The 19,191-nt window shown below is 53.4% G+C and carries 16 protein-coding genes; 6 read left to right on the top strand and 10 right to left on the bottom strand.

Going from position 1 to position 19,191, the window contains the following annotated elements:
- Positions 1-24: 24 nt before the first annotated feature.
- Both AC2FNR_RS03330 and AC2FNR_RS03325 read right to left on the bottom strand, forming a co-directional pair.
- Complete coding sequence (locus AC2FNR_RS03330; RefSeq protein ID WP_496847983.1) at positions 25-390, bottom strand: fluoride efflux transporter FluC; 366 nt, start codon at positions 388-390, stop codon at positions 25-27.
- Entirely contained in the window at positions 387-755 is a 369-nt protein-coding gene (locus AC2FNR_RS03325; protein ID WP_496848166.1) for a fluoride efflux transporter FluC, read from the bottom strand. Before AC2FNR_RS03325 ends, AC2FNR_RS03330 begins: the two co-directional genes overlap by 4 nt.
- 335 nt (positions 756-1,090) lie before the next feature.
- Between AC2FNR_RS03325 and AC2FNR_RS03320 the strand changes: the two genes are divergently transcribed.
- The 3 genes from AC2FNR_RS03320 (at position 1,091) to AC2FNR_RS03310 (ending at position 5,101) form a co-directional block, all read left to right on the top strand.
- Positions 1,091-2,566 (top strand): FMN-binding glutamate synthase family protein, encoded by a 1,476-nt coding sequence (locus AC2FNR_RS03320; RefSeq protein WP_496847982.1) that lies wholly within the window; start codon positions 1,091-1,093, stop codon positions 2,564-2,566.
- Positions 2,567-2,627: 61 nt separating this feature from the next.
- Positions 2,628-3,167, top strand: coding sequence for an RNA polymerase sigma factor (locus tag AC2FNR_RS03315; protein ID WP_496847981.1), 540 nt, complete (start codon positions 2,628-2,630; stop codon positions 3,165-3,167).
- Positions 3,164-5,101, top strand: a complete 1,938-nt coding sequence (locus tag AC2FNR_RS03310) for a vWA domain-containing protein (RefSeq protein WP_496847980.1) — start codon at positions 3,164-3,166, stop codon at positions 5,099-5,101. The genes AC2FNR_RS03315 and AC2FNR_RS03310 overlap by 4 nt, the downstream gene beginning before the upstream one ends.
- Before the next feature lie 41 nt (positions 5,102-5,142).
- Here the strand turns inward: AC2FNR_RS03310 and AC2FNR_RS03305 are convergent, their stop codons facing one another.
- From AC2FNR_RS03305 to AC2FNR_RS03290, 4 genes are read right to left on the bottom strand one after another with little or no spacing between them, the layout of a single operon-like run.
- Positions 5,143-5,793, bottom strand: coding sequence for an ABC-type transport auxiliary lipoprotein family protein (locus AC2FNR_RS03305; protein ID WP_170754228.1), 651 nt, complete (start codon positions 5,791-5,793; stop codon positions 5,143-5,145).
- Positions 5,790-7,106, bottom strand: a complete 1,317-nt coding sequence (locus AC2FNR_RS03300) for an MlaD family protein (protein ID WP_496847979.1) — start codon at positions 7,104-7,106, stop codon at positions 5,790-5,792. Before AC2FNR_RS03300 ends, AC2FNR_RS03305 begins: the two co-directional genes overlap by 4 nt.
- Before the next feature lie 4 nt (positions 7,107-7,110).
- On the bottom strand, positions 7,111-7,926 hold the full coding sequence (locus tag AC2FNR_RS03295) for an ABC transporter ATP-binding protein (RefSeq protein WP_496847978.1): 816 nt from the start codon (positions 7,924-7,926) through the stop codon (positions 7,111-7,113).
- A gap of 1 nt (position 7,927) precedes the next feature.
- Positions 7,928-9,052, bottom strand: coding sequence for an ABC transporter permease (locus AC2FNR_RS03290; protein WP_496847977.1), 1,125 nt, complete (start codon positions 9,050-9,052; stop codon positions 7,928-7,930).
- A 241-nt stretch (positions 9,053-9,293) separates the two neighbouring features.
- On the opposite strand from AC2FNR_RS03290, the gene AC2FNR_RS03285 reads away from it, so the two are divergent.
- The 3 genes from AC2FNR_RS03285 (at position 9,294) to AC2FNR_RS03275 (ending at position 13,507) form a co-directional block, all read left to right on the top strand.
- Positions 9,294-10,826, top strand: a complete 1,533-nt coding sequence (locus AC2FNR_RS03285) for an alkaline phosphatase family protein (RefSeq protein WP_496847976.1) — start codon at positions 9,294-9,296, stop codon at positions 10,824-10,826.
- 114 nt (positions 10,827-10,940) lie between these two features.
- Positions 10,941-12,806 carry a PAS-domain containing protein gene (locus tag AC2FNR_RS03280; RefSeq protein WP_496848164.1) on the top strand — a complete coding sequence of 622 codons (1,866 nt, stop codon included), beginning with the start codon at positions 10,941-10,943 and terminating at the stop codon, positions 12,804-12,806.
- Positions 12,806-13,507: a response regulator transcription factor gene (locus AC2FNR_RS03275; protein ID WP_209196309.1), complete on the top strand. Its 702-nt coding sequence runs from the start codon at positions 12,806-12,808 to the stop codon at positions 13,505-13,507. Before AC2FNR_RS03280 ends, AC2FNR_RS03275 begins: the two co-directional genes overlap by 1 nt.
- 86 nt (positions 13,508-13,593) lie before the next feature.
- On the opposite strand, the gene AC2FNR_RS03270 is transcribed toward AC2FNR_RS03275, so the two are convergent.
- The 4 genes from AC2FNR_RS03270 to AC2FNR_RS03255 are packed head-to-tail and all read right to left on the bottom strand — an operon-like array spanning position 13,594 to position 19,185.
- Complete coding sequence (locus tag AC2FNR_RS03270; protein ID WP_496847975.1) at positions 13,594-14,904, bottom strand: HlyD family type I secretion periplasmic adaptor subunit; 1,311 nt, start codon at positions 14,902-14,904, stop codon at positions 13,594-13,596.
- Entirely contained in the window at positions 14,888-17,035 is a 2,148-nt protein-coding gene (locus AC2FNR_RS03265) for a type I secretion system permease/ATPase (RefSeq protein ID WP_496847974.1), read from the bottom strand. Before AC2FNR_RS03265 ends, AC2FNR_RS03270 begins: the two co-directional genes overlap by 17 nt.
- Complete coding sequence (locus AC2FNR_RS03260; protein ID WP_496847973.1) at positions 17,032-18,372, bottom strand: TolC family protein; 1,341 nt, start codon at positions 18,370-18,372, stop codon at positions 17,032-17,034. Before AC2FNR_RS03260 ends, AC2FNR_RS03265 begins: the two co-directional genes overlap by 4 nt.
- Positions 18,373-18,378: 6 nt before the next feature.
- Positions 18,379-19,185 (bottom strand): SapC family protein, encoded by an 807-nt coding sequence (locus AC2FNR_RS03255; protein WP_496847972.1) that lies wholly within the window; start codon positions 19,183-19,185, stop codon positions 18,379-18,381.
- Positions 19,186-19,191: the final 6 nt, after the last annotated feature.

Genomic DNA, 19,191 nt, shown 5'->3' with positions numbered 1-19,191 from the left:
TTAGAAACGCGAACTCTTCGGTATTCAAAGCCTCGCCAATAAAAGACCAAATCCAAGCGCTATCCAGCACAAGGCAAGGCTGAGGCATATGTTGCCCGCAGCCAAGGCAAATGTGTTCCTGCGCCGCAACTCCAGCGATTGATAAGCAAAGCTTGAAAAGGTCGTGAAGCCACCGCAGAACCCGAAAACAAGGTGTTTCTGTTCCTCGCTTATCTCAGTCACCCCGCCGAGGTACCCGCTCCAGAGGCCCAGAATGAAGCTTCCAGCAACATTTACGATCAACGTCGCAAAAGGCAGATCGTGATTGATTTTCAAAGCCACCCAATGGCGCAGGACCGCACCTAGACCCCCGCCTAAACCAAACATTATATGCTGGTAAAATTCGCTCAACACCCGGACCTCGTGTTGAAAACACGGCGACCTATTGCTTCGCCCGCGAGGGCGGCAATTAGGCCACATGCGATCTCAAGTACGGCAGCCATTATGGCGTACCAGGGGTTTATAGCGGCCAACATGTCTAAGTCTGCAACAAAAGAGGAAAAGGTAGATAGCCCGCCGCAAAACCCGACAGCGCCAAGGTGCAGGACATGGGCATGTACGCGGTGTCTTATGGAATATAGCCAGCCCAAGACAAAACAGGCGGCAATATTAATCCCGAAGGTTGTTGTTAGGATCCGAATGCCGGGGATCTCTATAGAAAAAGCCTCTCGAAACAATGACCCTGCTGCGCCACCCACGAAAACAGCCAAAAACATCCACGCTGTGTCTGAAACCTTCGGGTGGGTAGATTTTTGGGCCAATGGTTTCGTCCGTTTCAAGCATGCGAGTTGGATACCGTGTGACTAAAGTAGGATCAACTATGAGCCGACCTGAAGCCCTGCCCTCAAAATCACCGCCATCTACATGCACTGATACAAATGCTTGCAATCAAACGCCAAATGCCCCCACGATTTGATCGACCCGCCATCTGATTTGGAGAGCTAGGATGATCGTCCGCAGACTATTTTATTTTCTCAGTTATGTGTGTCTGCCGCTGACGGTTGTTTGGGGACTCTTTTGGCCTCCTGCGCATTGGTTGTTGATATTCTTGTTGCCATATTCAGTGATCGGGCTTTATGACGTTCTGACCACCAAGCACAATGTGCTCGACAACTATCCGGTTCTGGGTCACTTCCGATATATGTTGGAGTTCGTCAGCCCCGAGATACGTCAGTATTTCGTTGAGACCAACGAAAGTGGCCGACCTTTTAATCGTATCATCCGTGGGTTGGTCTATGCGCGCGCCAAGGGGCAGGTGGATACGCAGGCGTTTGGTACGCAATACGATATCCTGACCGTTGGGTATCACCGCGCCAACCACTCGCTCGCGCCCAAACATGTGGATGAAAGCGAAAAGCGTGTCTTGCTGGGTGGCCCCCAGTGCAGCCAGCCCTACAACGCCTCGCGATTGAATGTATCTGCCATGAGTTTTGGTGCCTTGAGCGCAAACGCGATCAGAGCTTTGAATGGTGGCGCTAAAGATGGTGGATTCGCCCATAATACTGGTGAAGGCGGATTGTCTCCGCACCATTTGGCCGAGGGCGGAGACATCATATGGCAGATTGGAACCGGTTACTTTGGGTGTCGGACGGCCGATGGCGGTTTCGACAAGGACAAATTTGCCGAAAAAGCCGGTACAGAAGTTGTCAAGGCGATTGAAATCAAGCTGTCGCAAGGGGCTAAGCCATCTCATGGCGGTGTGCTGCCTGCCGCGAAAGTTGACGAAGAAATCGCTCAAATCCGGGGTGTGCCGGTGCATCAGGACGTTATTTCTCCGCCGGTGCACTCTGCGTTTGAGGGGCCAACGGGGCTGATGCAATTCGTGCAGCATCTGCGCGAAATATCAGGTGGTAAGCCGGTCGGGTTTAAACTGTGTATTGGACGCCCGTCTGAGTTCATGGCGATTTGCAAAGCGATGCTTGCAACAGGGATTGTGCCGGACTTCATTACCATTGACGGTGCCGAAGGTGGCACCGGCGCGGCCCCGGTCGAATTTACCAATCGACTGGGGATGCCTCTGAACGAGGCTCTGATCTTCGTCAACAACTGCCTGTGCGGCGTAGGGTTGCGGGATCAGATCAGGATCATTTGCTCGGGCAAAGTGGCGACGGGATATGACATGATCGAGAAATTCGCGTTGGGTGCCGATATGTGCAACTCGGCCCGGGCGATGATGTTCGCGATAGGTTGTATTCAGGCCTTGCACTGCAACACAAACAGATGCCCGTCCGGCGTGGCGACCCAAGACCCGATCAGGGGGAGAGCGGTGAACGTACCGCAAAAACGCAAGCGTGTTCAGCGCTACCATGATGCGACTGTGGAAAGCTTTGTAGAAATTCTGGGGGCTATGGGCAAAGAAACCGCCGCCGAGTTGCACCCATCAGATATCCGGCGCCGTACCGCAGATGAGCGTGAGAATTCCTATGCTGATCAATACACGCTGGTGGCTTCCGGTGCCTTCCTTTCAGGTTCCATTCCGGATGAGTATGCGGCTGATTGGGAACAAGCCACATCCGAACATTTCTGATTTTTTTACGAATGCCGCCAAGGATTGACCTTTCAGATGCGTCTTACTCATCGTGATGCGCATGGAAACGTCGGATGAAGACTTGGCTCAAGCCGCGATTGAAGGGGACGCTGAGGCGTTTGCTGCCCTTCTGGAGCGTCACTACGATCGAATTTTCCGTCTGGCCTATCGATTGACCGGCCGCGAGGAACAGGCCGAGGATATTTCTCAGGATATCTGTGCCGGTTTGCCGTCCAAGATTGCCGGGTTTCAAGCGCGGTCGAAATTTACCACTTGGTTGTATCGCGTTGTGGTGAACGCCGTCGAGGACACACGCCGCAGGCAGGCGACGCGCAGCAGAGCCGCGCTTGGGTGGGGCGACGTTGAGCAGATGCGCCGCGCCGAAGCAGCCGAGGTAGCGGAAGCCGTCGAGTGGCTGCAAACAGCGATGCGGTTGTTGCCGCTCGACTTGCAGGAGACGCTGGCCCTGACCCTTGAAGATGAGATGACGCATGCGCAGGCGGGTGAAGTATTGGGAGTGTCCGAAGGTACCGTGTCATGGCGTCTTGCTGAAATTCGAAAGCGTCTGCGTGCAATGCGACAAGAGGAGTTGGCGCAATGACCGATGATCTTGAGCAGTTGAAGAAAGTAATGGACGTCTCGACCCCCGGTCCAAACGCATCCCGTCGAGCCGCCAATATGAAACTGGCGCAAAAAAACTTTGCGGCGCTCCAAGGATCGTCCGCCCTGGACCGTCCCAATGTCAGGCGAGGCCTATTGGCCCGCGTGACAAAAGGAGCGAAATCCATGTTGAATGCCCTCTCACACCGTGGTCTGCTGACGGCCACGACAGCCGTTGCAGCCGTTGCTCTGGTTGTGATCCTGCCGCAGACTCGTGACTATGTGCCGAAGCCGACGTCTTGGAAACAAGTCCAATCCGATGTCCCACAAAATGTGGTGGCAGAGGCTGAAGACGCTCTCGGTAACAGTGAGCCAGGGTTTGAAGCCCCAGTGTTGGCCGAATTCGCCGCCCCATTGTCCGAGCCGAGAAACCAGCGGGCTACAGGCCAGAAATCCGTCGTAGACGGTAATGCCCTGACTGCGGATGAGGGCGGCAGCACGCCACCTGAGCTGTCGCGCCTGCATGGCTTGTCCCTCGAAAGGGATACTGAGGCATTTGCCACTGCCGAAACAAACCCGCTGAAAATTACAGCAGACGATCCCGTGTCCACATTTTCGATCGACGTCGATACGGCCTCATATTCAATCGTTCGGTCGTCGTTGCTGAATGGCAAATTGCCCCCGCGTGATGCGGTGCGTATCGAGGAAATGATAAACTACTTCCCCTACGCCTATCCTCTGCCCGACGGTCAAGCGCCTTTCCGACCTTCGATCACTGTAAGCCCAACCCCTTGGAACGATGGGACTCAGCTTGTCCATGTCGCAATTCAAGGTACGACGCCGGTTGTCGAGGAACGCCCGCCGCTTAACCTTGTCTTTCTGATCGATACGTCGGGTTCGATGCAGGACGCCAATAAACTGCCGCTGCTCAAGAAGTCCTTCCGCTTAATGCTGGCTGAGTTGCGGCCCGAGGATCAGGTGTCCATCGTCACCTATGCAGGCAGCGCTGGACAAGTTTTGGAGCCGACATTTGCCTCTGATCAAGGTAAGATCCTAGCTGCCCTTCAGCGCCTTGAAGCCGGTGGTTCGACGGCAGGGCAGGCCGGCTTACAGCAAGCATATGAAGTGGCGGAAACTATGTCTGCTGAAGGTGAGGTTACCCGAGTCCTTTTGGCGACAGATGGTGACTTCAATCTTGGGATGGCTGATCCCGAAGCGCTGCGGGACTTTATTGCTCGCAAGCGAGACAGCGGAACATATCTCAGCGTTCTGGGGTTTGGGCGTGGCAATCTTGACGATGAGGTCATGCAGACGCTGGCTCAGAATGGGAACGGTCAGGCCTCTTACATCGACACCTTGAGCGAGGCGCGTAAAATTCTGGTCGACCAACTGACAGGTGCATTGTTCCCGATCGCAAATGACGTGAAGATTCAGGTAGAGTTCAATCCCGCTCAGATCGCCGAATACCGCCTGATCGGTTATGAAACCCGAAGCCTCCGACGCGAGGACTTTGCAAACGACAAGGTCGATGCCGGAGATATTGGGGCAGGGCATTCGGTCACGGCGATATACGAAGTGACACCGGTGGGGTCTGAAGCCATTAGGAACCAACCTCTTCGCTATGCCGACAGCGTGGTGTCCGACGTGTCTGAAGAGATTGGCTACTTGAAGCTACGCTTCAAAGCACCGGGCTCAGAAGAAAGCCAATTGATCCAGGAACCGATTTTCTCCGGGCAGGGCGACGTGACCGAAGATATTGGTTTCTCATATGCCATTGCAGGGTTCGGCCAGTTGCTACGCCGAGGTGAATATCTAAATGGCTGGTCTTATGATGAAGCCATCGCATTGGCCAGCACATCCCGTGGCGATGATACGTTTGGGTATCGATCAGAAGCTGTGACGCTGATGCGCCTCGCGCAATCGCTTGAACGTTAGTCACAACGGGTGCCGTCCTACGCGGCACCCAATAACCTCTATCAGAAAGACCTAGGGTTGTTGCTGGCGTGGGTGTGTATTCTCCGAATACTCCATTCGACAGCGTCGCGCATGGTCTTGCCCAATGCGACGTCAAAGGCATTGACCAGATCGGGTGTCTGGTCGCTTTCTGAAATGACATATTCTTGAAACGAGTCCGACGCGATGATCTTGTCCTCGAACTCATCGATGATTTTGATATTCATTCTGACTTCGACCCGTACAATTGATGAGCCGTCGGGCTGTTCTACGACGATTCCCTGAAATTCGCGTAGGTCTGGGACTATGACATAGTCCGCACGCAAACCCACAATGGACCGTCCGACTGCAGCGACTTTTCCGCTGTTTTCATAGCTTTCGACCAGCAGGGATTGAACAATCAAAGGTGCCCGGTCCACCCAACGCGCCCGCGGTAGGTATTGCACCTGAAGCGGTGTAGGTTGCACCGCGATCTGATCCGTATTGACCGCCGCGGTTGCGGTCGGTTCTTCCACTACAATCTGTCGTTGGATTCGTGGCAAGGACGTTGAAAATGTGCTTTTGGGCGTGAGCAAGTAGAGATCGTTCGGTTTAGACGCCTGCGTAAGCGTTCCCAGCCCTGTACAGCCCGCGATGGCCGCAACCGCCAGTAAAGCAAGGAATATCCTGATCATTGGCGAAACTCCGATGCTTGGGTTCCCAGCAAAAAGCGTGCAGGATCGCGTTCGACCTTGTCGACCAACCGATCGAGGCTAACGACAAGCCGTTGGGATTCTTCGATAAAGCGAGTGAATTGGGGCAAGCCAACTCGCATGAAATCAGAAAGTTGACGGCGGTTCTCCTGAACGATGCCGTCAATCGTGCCTAGCAATTCAGAAGCGGACTTTGAAGCACTGAGAACATCAGCTGATATTTCGTCCAGCCGGTCGGTTACCCGTGTGACCGTGTTCGCCACCTGATTGGCTGCGTTACGAATGTCTGCAACCACCTCTCCCACGTCTTCGTTAATCACTCGGTTCGCCGAGTCAAAGGCACGCTCGGCCGAGGTGAGGGTTCCCTTGGCCGCTTCCATCGCACCTGTGATCGTACCAAGGGTTTTGTTTGCATTCAGGAAAGTCTCGGAAACGGTTGCCAGCGCGACGCTGCCTTCATCCGACAGGCCCGACAAGTTCTCAGCCAAAGACGAGGCTTGCTCAATGAATGGTTTGAGATCCTGTTGGATGACCTGATCCGCTGTTTCAAAAGTAACCTTTGCACTGTCCAAGGCAGCAGCGGCGGATTCGGACGCTGTTTTAACGCTTTTTAAAGTGTCCGTACCAGTTTCCAGCGTTGTTTCCGCCGTGTCGGCCAGATTATCAAGCCGTTTTGAGAAAGCAGAAATCTCACGCGCTGCTCCACCCAGATCAGACGACAGGCCTTCAAAGTCTGACAGTGTCTTATCTAGGCGACCAGTGGCCGAGGCGACGTTTTCCAGAATATCCGAAACTGCCTGCCGGTTCTTGTCGTCGACGACCTCATTGATGTCTTCTAGCAACGTTATTGCTTTTTCCATCAGCAGCGGAGCGCCTTCGAATAAGGATTGTATCGCGCTGCGTTTACTTTTAATGAGGCTATCTTGCGGTAGACGCTCGGCTGTGGGCGAACCACCGGTCAGCTCGACATAGCTGACACCTGTTACACCAAGCGATTGTAACTGAGCGATTGTCTCTGTCGTAACCGGGATTTCAGCGTCAACTTCCAGACGAACGCGTACTTTTGAAGGGTCATTTTCATCGAGATTCAGAGAAATCACCTGACCTACCGGCAGGCCATTGTAGCTGACTCCACCAGCAGCGGATAGGCCCGAGACATTTTCGAACAACACATCATAGTAAGCGTATTGCCGCGAGATTTCGAATTTGGCGAGCCACAGAAAGAACCCGAAAGCACCAAGTATGCCCGCAAGGGTGAAGGCGCCGATCAAGATATAATTCGCTCGGGTTTCCATGGCTCTACCTGCTTTGCCCTTTCTCTTGCGCTGCGCGCGCCCGAGGGCCGGTGAAATATTCTTGCACCCAAGGATGATCGACTTTGGTCATTTCTTCAATCGGTCCTTCAACCAAAACGCGTTTTTCCGCGAGAACGGCAATACGGTCACAAATGGCATACAGGCTGTCCAGATCGTGCGTGACCATGAATACAGTTAATCCCAGCGCATTTTGCAGTTCTCCGATCAGATCGTCATAAGCGGCGGCTCCGATCGGGTCCAACCCGGCCGTGGGCTCATCCAAGAAAACGATTTCGGGATCCATTGCCAACGCACGGGCCAGCGCAGCCCGCTTGCGCATCCCGCCTGAAAGTTCCGAAGGAAATTTGCCGCAACTGAGCTGCGGCAAACCGACTAGGCTGATTTTCAAACTGCCAAGTGCGCACATTAGGCTTTCACTCATACCAGTATGTTCGCGCAGAGGAGCGATGACATTCTGCAAAACGGTTAGTGACGAAAACAGCGCCCCATCCTGGAATGCAACACCCCAACGCTGTTCAATCCTTCGACGCTCCTGTTCGGGACCGTTCAACACGTCGACGCCCAGAACTTCGATACTGCCAGCTGTAGGTTTGTTCAGCCCGACAATTGTCCTTAGCAGAACGGACTTACCAGTACCTGACCCGCCGACGATGCCCAGTACCTCACCGCGCCAGACGTCCAGATCAAGGTGCTGGTGAACCACCTGCGGCCCAAACTGGTTGGTCAGGTTACGTACCCGAATGACGGCCTCGCGCTGGGTGTCGGCCTGGGTTGTTTTCTGCGGCACGGTTCCGTCCATGTCAGACTCCCATAACCGAGAAGAAGATCGAGAACAAAGCGTCCAGTGCAATAACCATAAAAATGGATTGAACCACAGACGAGGTTGTCCTCTGCCCGACGCTTTGAGCAGACCCCTTGACCTGCAACGCTTGCCAACAGGCGATAACACCGATGACCAGTGCAAAGAACGGCGCTTTGATCATGCCGATCGCAAATTGCCAGATGCCTGTGTTTTCCTTCAACCGCGTCGCGAACATTCCGGGGCTGACGTCGAGGTCGATCCAGCTCATAAGTCCACCGCCGATCAGGGCGGAGATATCGGAAATGAAGCCAAGGATCGGCAACATAATCAGCAAGGCGACCACCCGCGGGATGACCAGAACCTCAATCGGGTCCAGGCCCAAGGTGCGCATGGCATCAATCTCTTCCTGTACTTTCATCGAGCCTATGGACGCCGTGAAAGCCGAACCGGACCTACCTGCCACAATAATAGCCGTCAAAAGGATGCCCAATTCCCGCAATACCGAGATCGAGATCAGTTCTACTACGAAAATCTCGGCGCCGAACTGTTTCAACTGGGTTGCACCTTGGAATGCCAAAACGACGCCAATCAGAAAACCCATCAAGGCAACGATCGGAATGGCTTTGAAACCGACCTCTTCCATCTGCGAGACCAGAGCCGCCCGCCGTAGCCTGCGTGGGTTCAGAAGGGTCCGACCTAGTCGGTGCAGCGTCAGGCCAAGAAAGTCCAGCATCGACAGGGTGTCTTTCCACCCGCCTGCCGTCCGTTTGCCGACGCTTTCCACCCAGTCTCCAAAGCTGCGATGGTGAATTTCAGTTACTGGGTCATCGGGGATGCTTTTGGACACCGTCGCAATCAGGTCGGAATAGGCAGGTGACGCACCATGAAGATCAATCTCACCCCCTGCTTTTTGTACCCGGCGCGTCAGATCGGCGACCAGCCATGCGCCGCTTGTATCCATTGCTTGAACGTCTGACAGGTCCACAACGACCTTGTTCCCCGTAGGCGTGAAGGATGCGAATGCGGCTTCTATACTGCTTAGGGTTTGGGTTAGAAGTTCACCTGACACTAGAATGCTGATGCCTTCAGCATCATGGTTCAAATTTACGGTTGGTCGGGTCATGAGCGTATGTGATTTAAAACACGCGTGCGCTGCAACGTATTTTTCGAAAGATTCGGGTTATTCTCTCCTCTCAATAGCGCATGTGTGACAGTTTCAGACGCAGGATTGATCGATCAAGCCGACAAACACGTTTCAAGTCTGATCTTAACTAAGGCCAAGTGTGACGAATCTGTTGCTGCTTGGGTAGAACCCGGACAATGTCCGCATCAAAAGCCAAGCTAGCAGGATCAGAGGAATTGGGATGCAACGCGCCGGGAATGTCCTTTTTATCATTATTGACCAGCTTAGGGCCGATTGTCTGAACGGCGCACTGGCGGGACATGTCGACCTGCCCAACATGCGCGCCTTCATGCAAGAGGCGGTGACGTTTGACAGGCATTTTTCAGTGACCAACCCTTGTGGCCCGTCGCGCGCCTCTATCCTGACCGGGCAATACGCGATGAACCATCGGTCCGTGCGAAACGGGACACCTTTGCGCCACGACACCCCGACCATAGCAAGTGAAATGCGAAAGGCTGGCTATTCGCCTTTGTTGTTTGGCTATACCGACACGACGGCCGACCCTAGGATACACGACCCAAACGACCCTGTTCTTCGGTCTTATGAACGACCCATGGCCGGGTTCGAGGAAGTGGTCGAGATGCGACTAGAAGAGTCTTATCCATGGCGGTCGTACTTGATGAAACAAGGCTATTCCTTTGACAGCTATTGGGATGTCCATTCACCGGTCTCTGAATCCGGTGGTCCGGCCAAACTGAATGATCCAGCGTTGTACGCGGCCAAAGACAGTGACACCGCGTTTTTGACGGATGTATTCCTTAATAGTATGGCGCCGCTTGTTGGGCAGAATTGGTTTGCGCATCTCACCTATATCCGCCCGCATCCACCCCTTGTGGCACCTGCCCCCTACAACAACATGTATGACCCGACGTCGCTCCCTCTGCCTGCCGGGCTTGGGGGCGCGAACAGCGAGGCCGAAGTTCATCCGTTCTTTGCACCTACTATGCAAAAACAGACTGCTGCTGATTTCGTCCTGGGTTTTAAGAACGTTGATCCGACGCCTGAGAACATCCAAATTCTGCGATCTGTTTATCTGGGGTTGGCGACGGAAGTTGACCACCATATCGGACGGGTCGTCCAGTTCCTGAAGGACAGTGGCCAGTATGACGACACTTTGATCATTATCACTGCCGACCACGGAGAGATGCTTGGAGATCGAAACAGCTGGGGTAAAATGACCGTCTATGATGCGGCCTATCACACGCCCCTTTTGATCCGGTTGCCTGGCAATCGAGACCAAGCGGGTTCCGTCATTTCTGCTCCGACCGAATCCATCGATGTTACTCCGACCATTCTCGACTGGATTGGGCAATCCATTCCAAATTCGATGGATGGACGGTCTCTGCTGCCTTTGCTGCATGGGAACCTGCCCGAGGACTGGCGCAGCTATTCCTTTAGTGAGCTGGACTTTTCCGAACCTTTGAACCCCACGATCTGGCAGGAACAGCTTGGGACTGGTCCCAGCGATTCATCCCTTGGAATATTGAGGGATGACCGCTTTACTCTGGTCGAGTTCGCTGCGGACCTGCCTCCCATGCTTTTTGACCACACGGGCCGTGGAGAGTTTGAAAACGTGGCGCCCAACCCCGACTACGCACCCGAACTGGCCCGGCTTACGCGCCGAATGTTGCGGCACCGAATGCGCAATATGGACCACACGTTGTCATTATGTGCGATTACATCCGACGGCCCAAAGTCTCGCTCTAGGCATTGATCGAATTCTGCGTGGCCTTGGGCGCTAACGCCTCTACACCTGCGAGATTTCCGATGTTACGGATATAACTCGGGGAGGGTGAAATTGGACATCACCGAAGAACAGATCAAAGCGATGACGTCGGCCGGGTTGAATCTGATTGGTCAGGCGTTGTCGATCTATGACAGTCAGCTGCGACTGGTTGTAAGCAATCGACCGTTTCAGGTGATGTTTGACCTGCCCGATGACCTCGTCAAACCCGGTGCGCTGTTTCGGGATACCATCCACTATCTGGCGACACATGGTGAGTATGGCGATGATGCGGATGCTGACCAGATCGTCGAACGCCGAATCCGACAGGCTTTGACTTTTGAACCCCACTACCTTGAACGCGTTCGAGCCAACGGTCAGGTTATCTCGGTCGAGGGCGCGCCATTGCCGAAGGGGGGGTGGGTTGCAGTTTATACAGATATCACAAACACCAAACAGGCTGAGGCCCTGCTGCGCGCCCGTTCGGTAGAACTGTCCGGGCAACTTTTGGACAGGGCCGAGGAACTGTCGGCAGCGAATCGAAAGCTCGCTTCTACAAATTCGGCATTGGAAGAAGCCAAGCGGCAGTTGACCGAAACCGAAGCCCGCACGCGCATGACGACTGAAATGATGCCTGCTCATATAGCGCATTTGGATATTGAAGGAAGATATGACTATTCCAATCGACGTCTGAATTCAGTGATGCCAGGCCGTCCGTCCGATATAATCGGGATGCATATTTCTGAGGCATTGGGTGCTGCGGCCTATGACAAAGTCGAGCCGCACCTTCAGAAAGCGTATGACGGGGAAACATCCGTTTTCGAGTTCACTGAAAACCAGGGTTCGCGACGTATTCGTGTTTCTTTCACGCCAGACAAAGAAGGCGGGGTTTATGTCATGTCAGTCGATATCACCGAAGAAACACAAGCCCGGGTCGCCTTGCAGCAAACGCGCCGTCGGGCCATGGCGGCCCAGATGACCAGCGGCCTTGCCCATGATTTCTCGAACCTCTTGACGATCATTCTTGGAATGCAATCCCGACTGCAAAAGATGGACTTGCCGGAATATGCCCGTGAGTTGGTCACCGCCACGCAACAGACCGCCCGCCGCGGTGGCCAATTGCTGAACAGAATAGCGGATATGACGGGCAATCGTACTCCTCAACCCAAGGCAACCGATATGCGTGGGTTACTTGAAGACCTGCGCATTCTGGCCTCGCCGTCGTTGCCGCGCGGTGTTGGGCTATCGGTGGTCAATACACTGCCAGACGTCGCCTTGATGCTGGATTCAGGCATGGTGCAGGATGCCCTGCTGAACCTTGTGTTAAATGCGCGCGATGCCTGTGGTGAAACAGGTCAGATTACCATCAGCGCTCATAAGGTGGGTAGCATCTGGGCGGAAATCGCGGTTTCCGATACTGGCCCCGGCTTTTCGCCTGAAGCATTGGACAAAGCACTCAACCCGTTTTTTACCACCAAGGGGAATAAGGGGTCTGGGCTGGGTTTGCCAATGGTTTATGACACGGTCAAACTGGCTGGCGGCGATTTGGATCTGCGCAACACACCGTCTGGCGCCTCTGTGGTGCTGCGTTTGCCGTACAGACCGGCTCCGCCCGTGCAAGAGGGGCTTGTTCTGTTGGTCGAAGACAGCGACGCGCTCAGAAGCCAATTCCGCGACATGCTGGTCGAACTGGGATTTTCCGTGATCGAGGCAACTTCGAAATCCGAGGCTTTGGCTTTGGTTCAAAATTTACAGGACATAGTCTTGGTGCTGTCGGATATCCGCCTGGAGGGAGAGGAGACCGGGTTGAATCTTTTGGACGACATAAACGCATCGGTGCCCTGCATTCTAATGACTTCGCTGCCTTATTCCGATCCATTGCACAAACAAGCGCTTGTCCGAGCACCAGTTTTACGCAAGCCATTCACCCGCGCTCAACTTTGCGCCCTGATCAGAACCGAGGCCGCCTGATGACCCAACCACTGGTCACGATCGTTGATGACGAACCTGAAATTCGACGGATATTGACCGATGCTTTGGAGGAGGCAGGCTTCCGGACCCAGAGCTTCTCTCGTGCGCGCGAGTTTGAAGCCTCGTTGAAACGTGTTACTCCAGACGTGTGCCTAGTGGATCTTTCATTGCCTGACACAGATGGTCTGGCGCTGGTGCATCGATTGGCGCTAGAGCAAGGCGCAGCGGTCATAATCATCTCGGGCCGAGCGCAGGTACAGGACCGGGTTACCGGTTTGGAATTGGGTGCTGATGATTATATCACCAAGCCCTTTGATCCTGCCGAAGTTGTCGCGCGTATACGGGCCCGGTTGCGGGCGCCGCGGGTGCGACCAACTCATTCTGATGTGGCACATTTTAACGGTTGGACTGCCTATTTCGATCGCTACATTCTGGATGATGGCGCAGGGACCGAGACCCCATTCAGCCACGCCGAAGGGGAAGTTTTGCGGCTGTTTCTGGAAAGCCCAAAAAGGTTGATCAGTCGCGCACATATGCAAGAGACTTTGGGCGGTGCCGCAGGGGATAGTTTTGATCGGGCGATGGATGTCAGAATATCCCGACTGCGTACCAAATTGGGTGAAGACCCCAAAAACCCCAGATTAATCAAAACGATTTATGGTGCAGGCTACATTTTTCTGGGAGATGTCGTTTGGCAATAAGCGAGCGGCATTATGAGTTTTTCAGTCCATGGCCGCCAAGTGATTTCAGGTTATTTGTTCGGTTGGCCCGCCTTAAGAACCTCTTTCTATTCCCGCAGAGCTTGCTCCTTGACTTTGACGACGGGTCTTATCAGGTATTCCATCACAGTTTTTCGTCCCGCTAGAATATCGACTTCAGCGATCATGCCGGGAATGATCTCAACTGCCACTCCGTTGGCATCCAGAAAAGACTGTTGGGTTTGAATCTCAACGACAAAAACTTCTTCGTCATTTCGCTCTGATCGCGTTATGGTGTTTGCACCGATCCGGACTATTTCCCCATTCAGCGCACCGTATCGAGCGAAATCGTAAGCGGTGATTTTGACCTTCACCGGCTGTCCGGCGTGCAAAAACGCGATATCATCTGGACGCACGTAGGCTTCGACAAGCAAATTGTCCCCGAGTGGCACTAACTCGATCAATTCCTCTCCGCTGCGGGCCAACCCACCAATCGTGGTTCTGTGAATCCGGTTGACCACGCCTCGAACCGGAGATCTAACTTGCGCGCGACTTGCGCGATCCTGCAAAGCCGGCAAAACGGGTTTTAGCGCTGCCAATTCCGCCGTTGTAACAGCAAGGTCAGTCAAGGCTGCAGTGTGAAACCGGCTGCGCGTCGCACGAATTCGGTCGTCAATCTCTGCGAGGCCAGTCTGCAGTCTGTTGGTCACAGCTTGCGCACGTGTTCTGCGCCCATGCCACTCGGCTTCATTACGGCGCAGAGTCAACAGCGTCGTGGCGGGTTCCATCCGTTTTTCTACAAGCGGCGTCATGATGGCGCGCTCTTCAGCTAGGATCTTAAGAGTTTCGTCGGCTGTTATCTTGTCTACCAGCCCTTCTTCATACTCCCTTTGTTTCTGCTCCCGTTGACGCTCGAGGATCGCGATTTCAGCGATGAGCTCTGACTGACGACCTTGGTACAAAGCAGTTTCCGATCGAACCACGTCCGGCGCCCCTTCCATCAGTTCCTTGGAAAAAAAGAGCTCACGGTCTTCAATTTCGGCCATCAGCCGTTCCGCCCGCGCCATTAATCCGAAAGCGCGCTGTTGTTCCTGGCTGAATTGACTATCGATTTGCGTCGTGTCGAACTCCATCAGCAACGCGCCTTTTTCCACGAATTGACCTTCGTTCACGTGCAGATGCTGCAGCACACCAGTTTCTGTTGCTTCGATCAGCTGGACGTCCGCCAATGGAACCACCCTGCCGTCTACACGTGTTACGTCGTCCAGTTCCGTAAGATAGGCCCACAAACCCGCGCTGATAAGACACGCCAATATGACCAATAACAGGATCGAGCCCTTAAGAGGTGACCGTCCGCGCATTTCCCGTGCCAATGACGCAAAATCATGATGCTGCGACATTCAGATGCCTCCGCTGAGCAGGGGTGTGGTTAGTTAGGATACTCTTGGGACCATCGGCGCTGACCTGTCCATTTTCGATAACAATGACACGGTCCACTAATGACAGCAGGCTGGTTCTATGGGTAACGATGACCATCGTAGTGTCTGTCGTCGCTTTTTTGAGGCGGTCTATTACTTTCGCTTCAGTTTTGACGTCCATCGCACTGGTCGGCTCATCCAACAACAATATTGGAGGTCGAGTTACTAGAGCCCTGGCTAGGGCAATGGACTGCCGCTGCCCACCTGATAGACCCTCGCCACGTTCTGACAGCATTACGTCATACCCCCCGGATCGGTCGGCGATAAAATCTTCTACACCTGCAGTTTTACCGGCCTCGATAATGTCCCGGTCGCGAGGCCTGGTGCTGCCACTTGCAATATTGTCCCGTATCGACCCTGAGAAGAGCCAGATATCCTGTAGAACAGTCCCGATGTTTCGACGCAGATCCCCGGGGTCCAACTGGCGAATGTCCACTCCGTCAAGCATCACAGACCCGGACTGGGGTTGGTACAGCCCAAGCAACAGCCGTGTGACTGTGCTTTTCCCCGAGCCGATCGGGCCGAGAATTGCGACTTTTTCTCCGGGTTTGATATCAAAGGAAAGGCCAGACAAAGTAGCATCCGCCTGCTCTGGATAAGTGAACTCTACGTTTCTGAATGTTATTTGGCCTTGGCATTCAGGTCGACGTATCCACTTTTGACCTTGAGGTCTTTCATTCGTGGCGTTCATCAGTGCGTTAAGGTTCTTAAAGGCACTTCGGGCCTGATTGATCCGTGTAAGTGTCTGGGCCAGTTGACCAAGCGGCGCCAATGCCCGTCCTGTCAACATAACCGAAGCTATAAGCGCACCCATACTTCCCTGACCATCGGCAATTAGAAAAACTCCGTAGAACACGATCAACACTTGGGCCGCCTGTTGCGTGAAACCCGTCAAATTTAGTGCAAATTGCGTAACTGCACGACTTCTCACGCCGTGGGAAGACTGCCGTTCCAATGCATCTTCCCAACGGGCACGCATTTGTTGTGCCGCCGCCGTTGTTTTGATTGTTTCCAAACCTGACACAGTTTCGACCAGTACGGATTGCTTGGATTGCCCGTCTGAAAAACTCTGCTCGGCCAGCCGTGACAGAATTGGTTGAGCAATCAGACCCGTCATCAGAACAACCGGCACTGCCAAAGCGGGCACAAGTGCTAAAGGGCCCCCGACCAAGTAAATTACAAATATGAACAAGCCAATGAACGGCAAATCCACTAAGGCGACGAGGGTTGCCGAAGTAAAGAACTCTCGCAGAGTTTCGAATTCCCTAACTGTGCTCGCCATAGCGCCGGTTGAACCGGTACGAGAAGTCATGCGCAAATCAACCAATTGATTGAAAATCCGACGCCCGATGATCAAGTCGGCTTTCTGCCCAGCCTGATCAATGAACCCTGCCCGCAACAACTTGAGGGCGAAGTCGAACAGCAAAGCCAACCCAACGCCTATTGTCAGGGCAATTAGTGACTCCTTGGCTTCGTTAGGTAGAACACGGTCATAGACGACCATGATGAAAACAGAGGTGGACAAACCTAGCAGGTTGGCAATCGAGGCCGCCAGGACAACCTGAAAATAGGACCAACGGTTTGCTGCCATCGCGGACCAGAACCAATGGCCCGCAGTAGGGTACCCGCTGTTTTTTGTATATTCGGATTGAGACCGGCGAAATACGATCGCATAACCGGTATAAACATCTTGGAGATTGTTTTCGAAGACTTCACCAATCTCATCACCCAGACTTGGATCATAAATTAAGACCCTGCCACTGGTCGAGCGCCCATGAAAAACCACGACGCGATCGTCTTTTAAAAATAACAGGGCAGGAGCCAACGTATTGTCGAAACTCGAGAGCGTCCAAGCGCCATAACCAGCTTGGAGTCCAGCATTTTGCGCAACTTGAATCGCGTGGGGAATGGTTAAGTTCCCCGATACCCCGGACCTTGCAGCCTGCAAACTGGCTACTGAAATCGATCTTTCCAAAGATGAAGCCACGTGAATCAAACACGTTTCCAGATCAGGTGAATCTGTCCTTTTGGTTAGGGAACGCAGGTCGATCATTGATTTGCTCCATGTTCAAATGTCTGGATTCCCAACAGATCAAGGATGTCCCCTGTCAAACTGAGCACCGCATAGTTTGTCAGAAAGAAACTCTGTTCGGCGAGGATTAGCCGTTCCTGCGCGTTGACAAAGTCGCGTTGTGCGTCGAGGATTTCGATCAGGCTGCGCCGTCCTATGGTGAACCGAGCGCGAGCAGCTTTAACGCTGTCAGCATTAACGGTGGCTGCAATCCGAGCTGCCTGTAGTCTTTCCGCTCCCGCCATTTGGTCAGAGCGCACGAATTCTAACTCACGGCGAAGTTGACGAACCAGATCTTCTCTTGCAAATTCTGCCTCTTTGACCTGAGCTTCTGCTGAGGCAATCGCCGCTTTTCGTTGGCCTGTGCTGTCAAGTTCGTAGTTGAACGATAGATCAACGCCGAAATTCGCATCATTGTCGTCATCGCGATCAGTGAAGGCCGCAATTTCTATGTCGGGTTGACGTCTTGCAATCGCCGCTGACTGTTGCGATTTAGCCGCCAGCAAAGAAGCATCAGCGCGGCGAACCTGAGGGCTTTCGGCAATGATCTGTGCATCTGTTCTTGGCACTCTTGGAGCTTCTATCGCTGGTGATAAGGTGCCAGGTTCGTGGCCAAACACTTCATGAAACTGAGCTTCAGCACGATCTGTGCGGGCTCTGGCATCTGCGAACCGTGTCCGCGCGTCTGCCATGCGGGACTGCGCAGTCAATACGTCGGCATTTGAACCGGCGCCCTGTTCAAAACGCTCTGTAATTTGGCGCGTTATTTCCTCATGGACGCCCACGTTTTCAAGGGAAATTCTTTGAATCTCTCTTTGATTAGTAACTGAGACATATGCCTCAATTGCGGTTAGGGCGATGGCAGCGGCAGTTTGCAGTTGATCGCCGCGACTTTCAAGAACTCGGGCTTTCGCGGCAGTCAATTCTTCGGACGCAGCGCCGCCGTCATATACTAGTTGCGATATCCGAACGAAGGGCGTCACACCTGCAATATCGCTGTCCACGCGTTCGGATCTGGCGTTAATCCCCATTGAAACGCGTGGCAGAAATGCGCCCCGGGCGGAATCGCGATCTGCAATTGCAAGGTCATATCTGCTTGCGCTACGTGCGTTGGAGGGACTATTTTGAACGGCCGAACGTACGAGTTGACCGAACTCACTTTTTGCCAATTCAGGTGAAGGCGCGGTTGCGCCAACGCCGACCGATCCGCGCTCAAAAGACTTTTCAACAAACGCCAGGTCAGGTGCGGAAGCGCATCCTGATAAGCAACAAAGAACAAAGAGCAGTTTTGTGATGGGGGTGAATCTGAGATTTGACATTACAGTTCACATTTCACCGGTTTCTATCATTTCATCCGACTGGGCGCACGCTAATGCTTGAATGAAATCAGAGACTTCTGAATTTTCTGTGAATGGTTTTGCGAAGCGATCATAAGTCAATTTTTCTTGAGCGCGCGAAATCCAGGTGCAGTGAGCCATAGAAACCTTATGTGCATGGATCAAAAGCAGAGCACCGCTTTCGTATAAAAACGCTAAGGTCTCTGTTGGCATTTCTCGTACTTTTGGAAGCGATGCACCAAAGCAACCCTTAGGTAGTGAAACGTTTTCGAAAGTTTCTATGGGCTTAAGAAAACCGAGATCAGAGATCATCTGGCATAGCTTGCGTGTTTTGTTGGTCTCGATCGCGCAGGCTTTTAGAAAGACTAGAACGCGGCGTAATTCTTGCGACAGTTCACCGTTGTCATCGAAAAAAGGTTCCCCGTCGGATTTTTGTCCAATCAACTCGGAACGCTCGTTGACCATTAGTCTGTAGTCTTCGGTTTTCGGGTCTGTTACTTCCACCTCAAAAGGGGGGCAGCGCAATGCAGCTGGCACATAGCTTGCAAGCCAGCGACCATCCGGCGCAATAAAAGGTGAAGTCTGTGTTTCGCTCATTGAAAGCAGAGCCACCGGCATGATGTGTTGACCAATTTGTCTGAAAACAATTGGATATGCTGACGCTGCCTGAAAAATTTCCTGAAGAACAATAGGGCAGTGCCTAAGGTTTTCTGCGAAGTGGTAGCTCTCGAACCGAGACCAACCTTTGTCTTTGTGGCGACAGTAGGTCACTGGTGCCAAGTTAGTTTTTGACATGTGCGG

It is taken from the genome of Ruegeria sp. SATB045, from assembly GCF_059613525.1.
Note: the sequence above shows the minus strand (reverse complement) of the source record. Positions and strands in the feature narration are given on the sequence as shown.

Bases quoted from the DNA above. Each gene is read 5' to 3' on its own strand.
- AC2FNR_RS03290 (WP_496847977.1), bottom strand. From the start codon at position 9,052: ATGACCCGACCAACCGTAAATTTGAACCATGATGCTGAAGGCATCAGC.
- AC2FNR_RS03310 (WP_496847980.1), top strand. From the start codon at position 3,164: ATGACCGATGATCTTGAGCAGTTGAAGAAAGTAATGGACGTCTCGACC.
- AC2FNR_RS03285 (WP_496847976.1), top strand. From the start codon at position 9,294: ATGCAACGCGCCGGGAATGTCCTTTTTATCATTATTGACCAGCTTAGG.
- AC2FNR_RS03275 (WP_209196309.1), top strand. From the start codon at position 12,806: ATGACCCAACCACTGGTCACGATCGTTGATGACGAACCTGAAATTCGA.
- AC2FNR_RS03315 (WP_496847981.1), top strand. From the start codon at position 2,628: ATGGAAACGTCGGATGAAGACTTGGCTCAAGCCGCGATTGAAGGGGAC.
- AC2FNR_RS03300 (WP_496847979.1), bottom strand. From the start codon at position 7,106: ATGGAAACCCGAGCGAATTATATCTTGATCGGCGCCTTCACCCTTGCG.
- AC2FNR_RS03295 (WP_496847978.1), bottom strand. From the start codon at position 7,926: ATGGACGGAACCGTGCCGCAGAAAACAACCCAGGCCGACACCCAGCGC.
- AC2FNR_RS03270 (WP_496847975.1), bottom strand. From the start codon at position 14,904: ATGTCGCAGCATCATGATTTTGCGTCATTGGCACGGGAAATGCGCGGA.
- AC2FNR_RS03325 (WP_496848166.1), bottom strand. From the start codon at position 755: ATGTTTTTGGCTGTTTTCGTGGGTGGCGCAGCAGGGTCATTGTTTCGA.
- AC2FNR_RS03265 (WP_496847974.1), bottom strand. From the start codon at position 17,035: ATGATCGACCTGCGTTCCCTAACCAAAAGGACAGATTCACCTGATCTG.
- AC2FNR_RS03260 (WP_496847973.1), bottom strand. From the start codon at position 18,372: ATGTCAAATCTCAGATTCACCCCCATCACAAAACTGCTCTTTGTTCTT.
- AC2FNR_RS03255 (WP_496847972.1), bottom strand. From the start codon at position 19,185: ATGTCAAAAACTAACTTGGCACCAGTGACCTACTGTCGCCACAAAGAC.
- AC2FNR_RS03305 (WP_170754228.1), bottom strand. From the start codon at position 5,793: ATGATCAGGATATTCCTTGCTTTACTGGCGGTTGCGGCCATCGCGGGC.
- AC2FNR_RS03280 (WP_496848164.1), top strand. From the start codon at position 10,941: ATGACGTCGGCCGGGTTGAATCTGATTGGTCAGGCGTTGTCGATCTAT.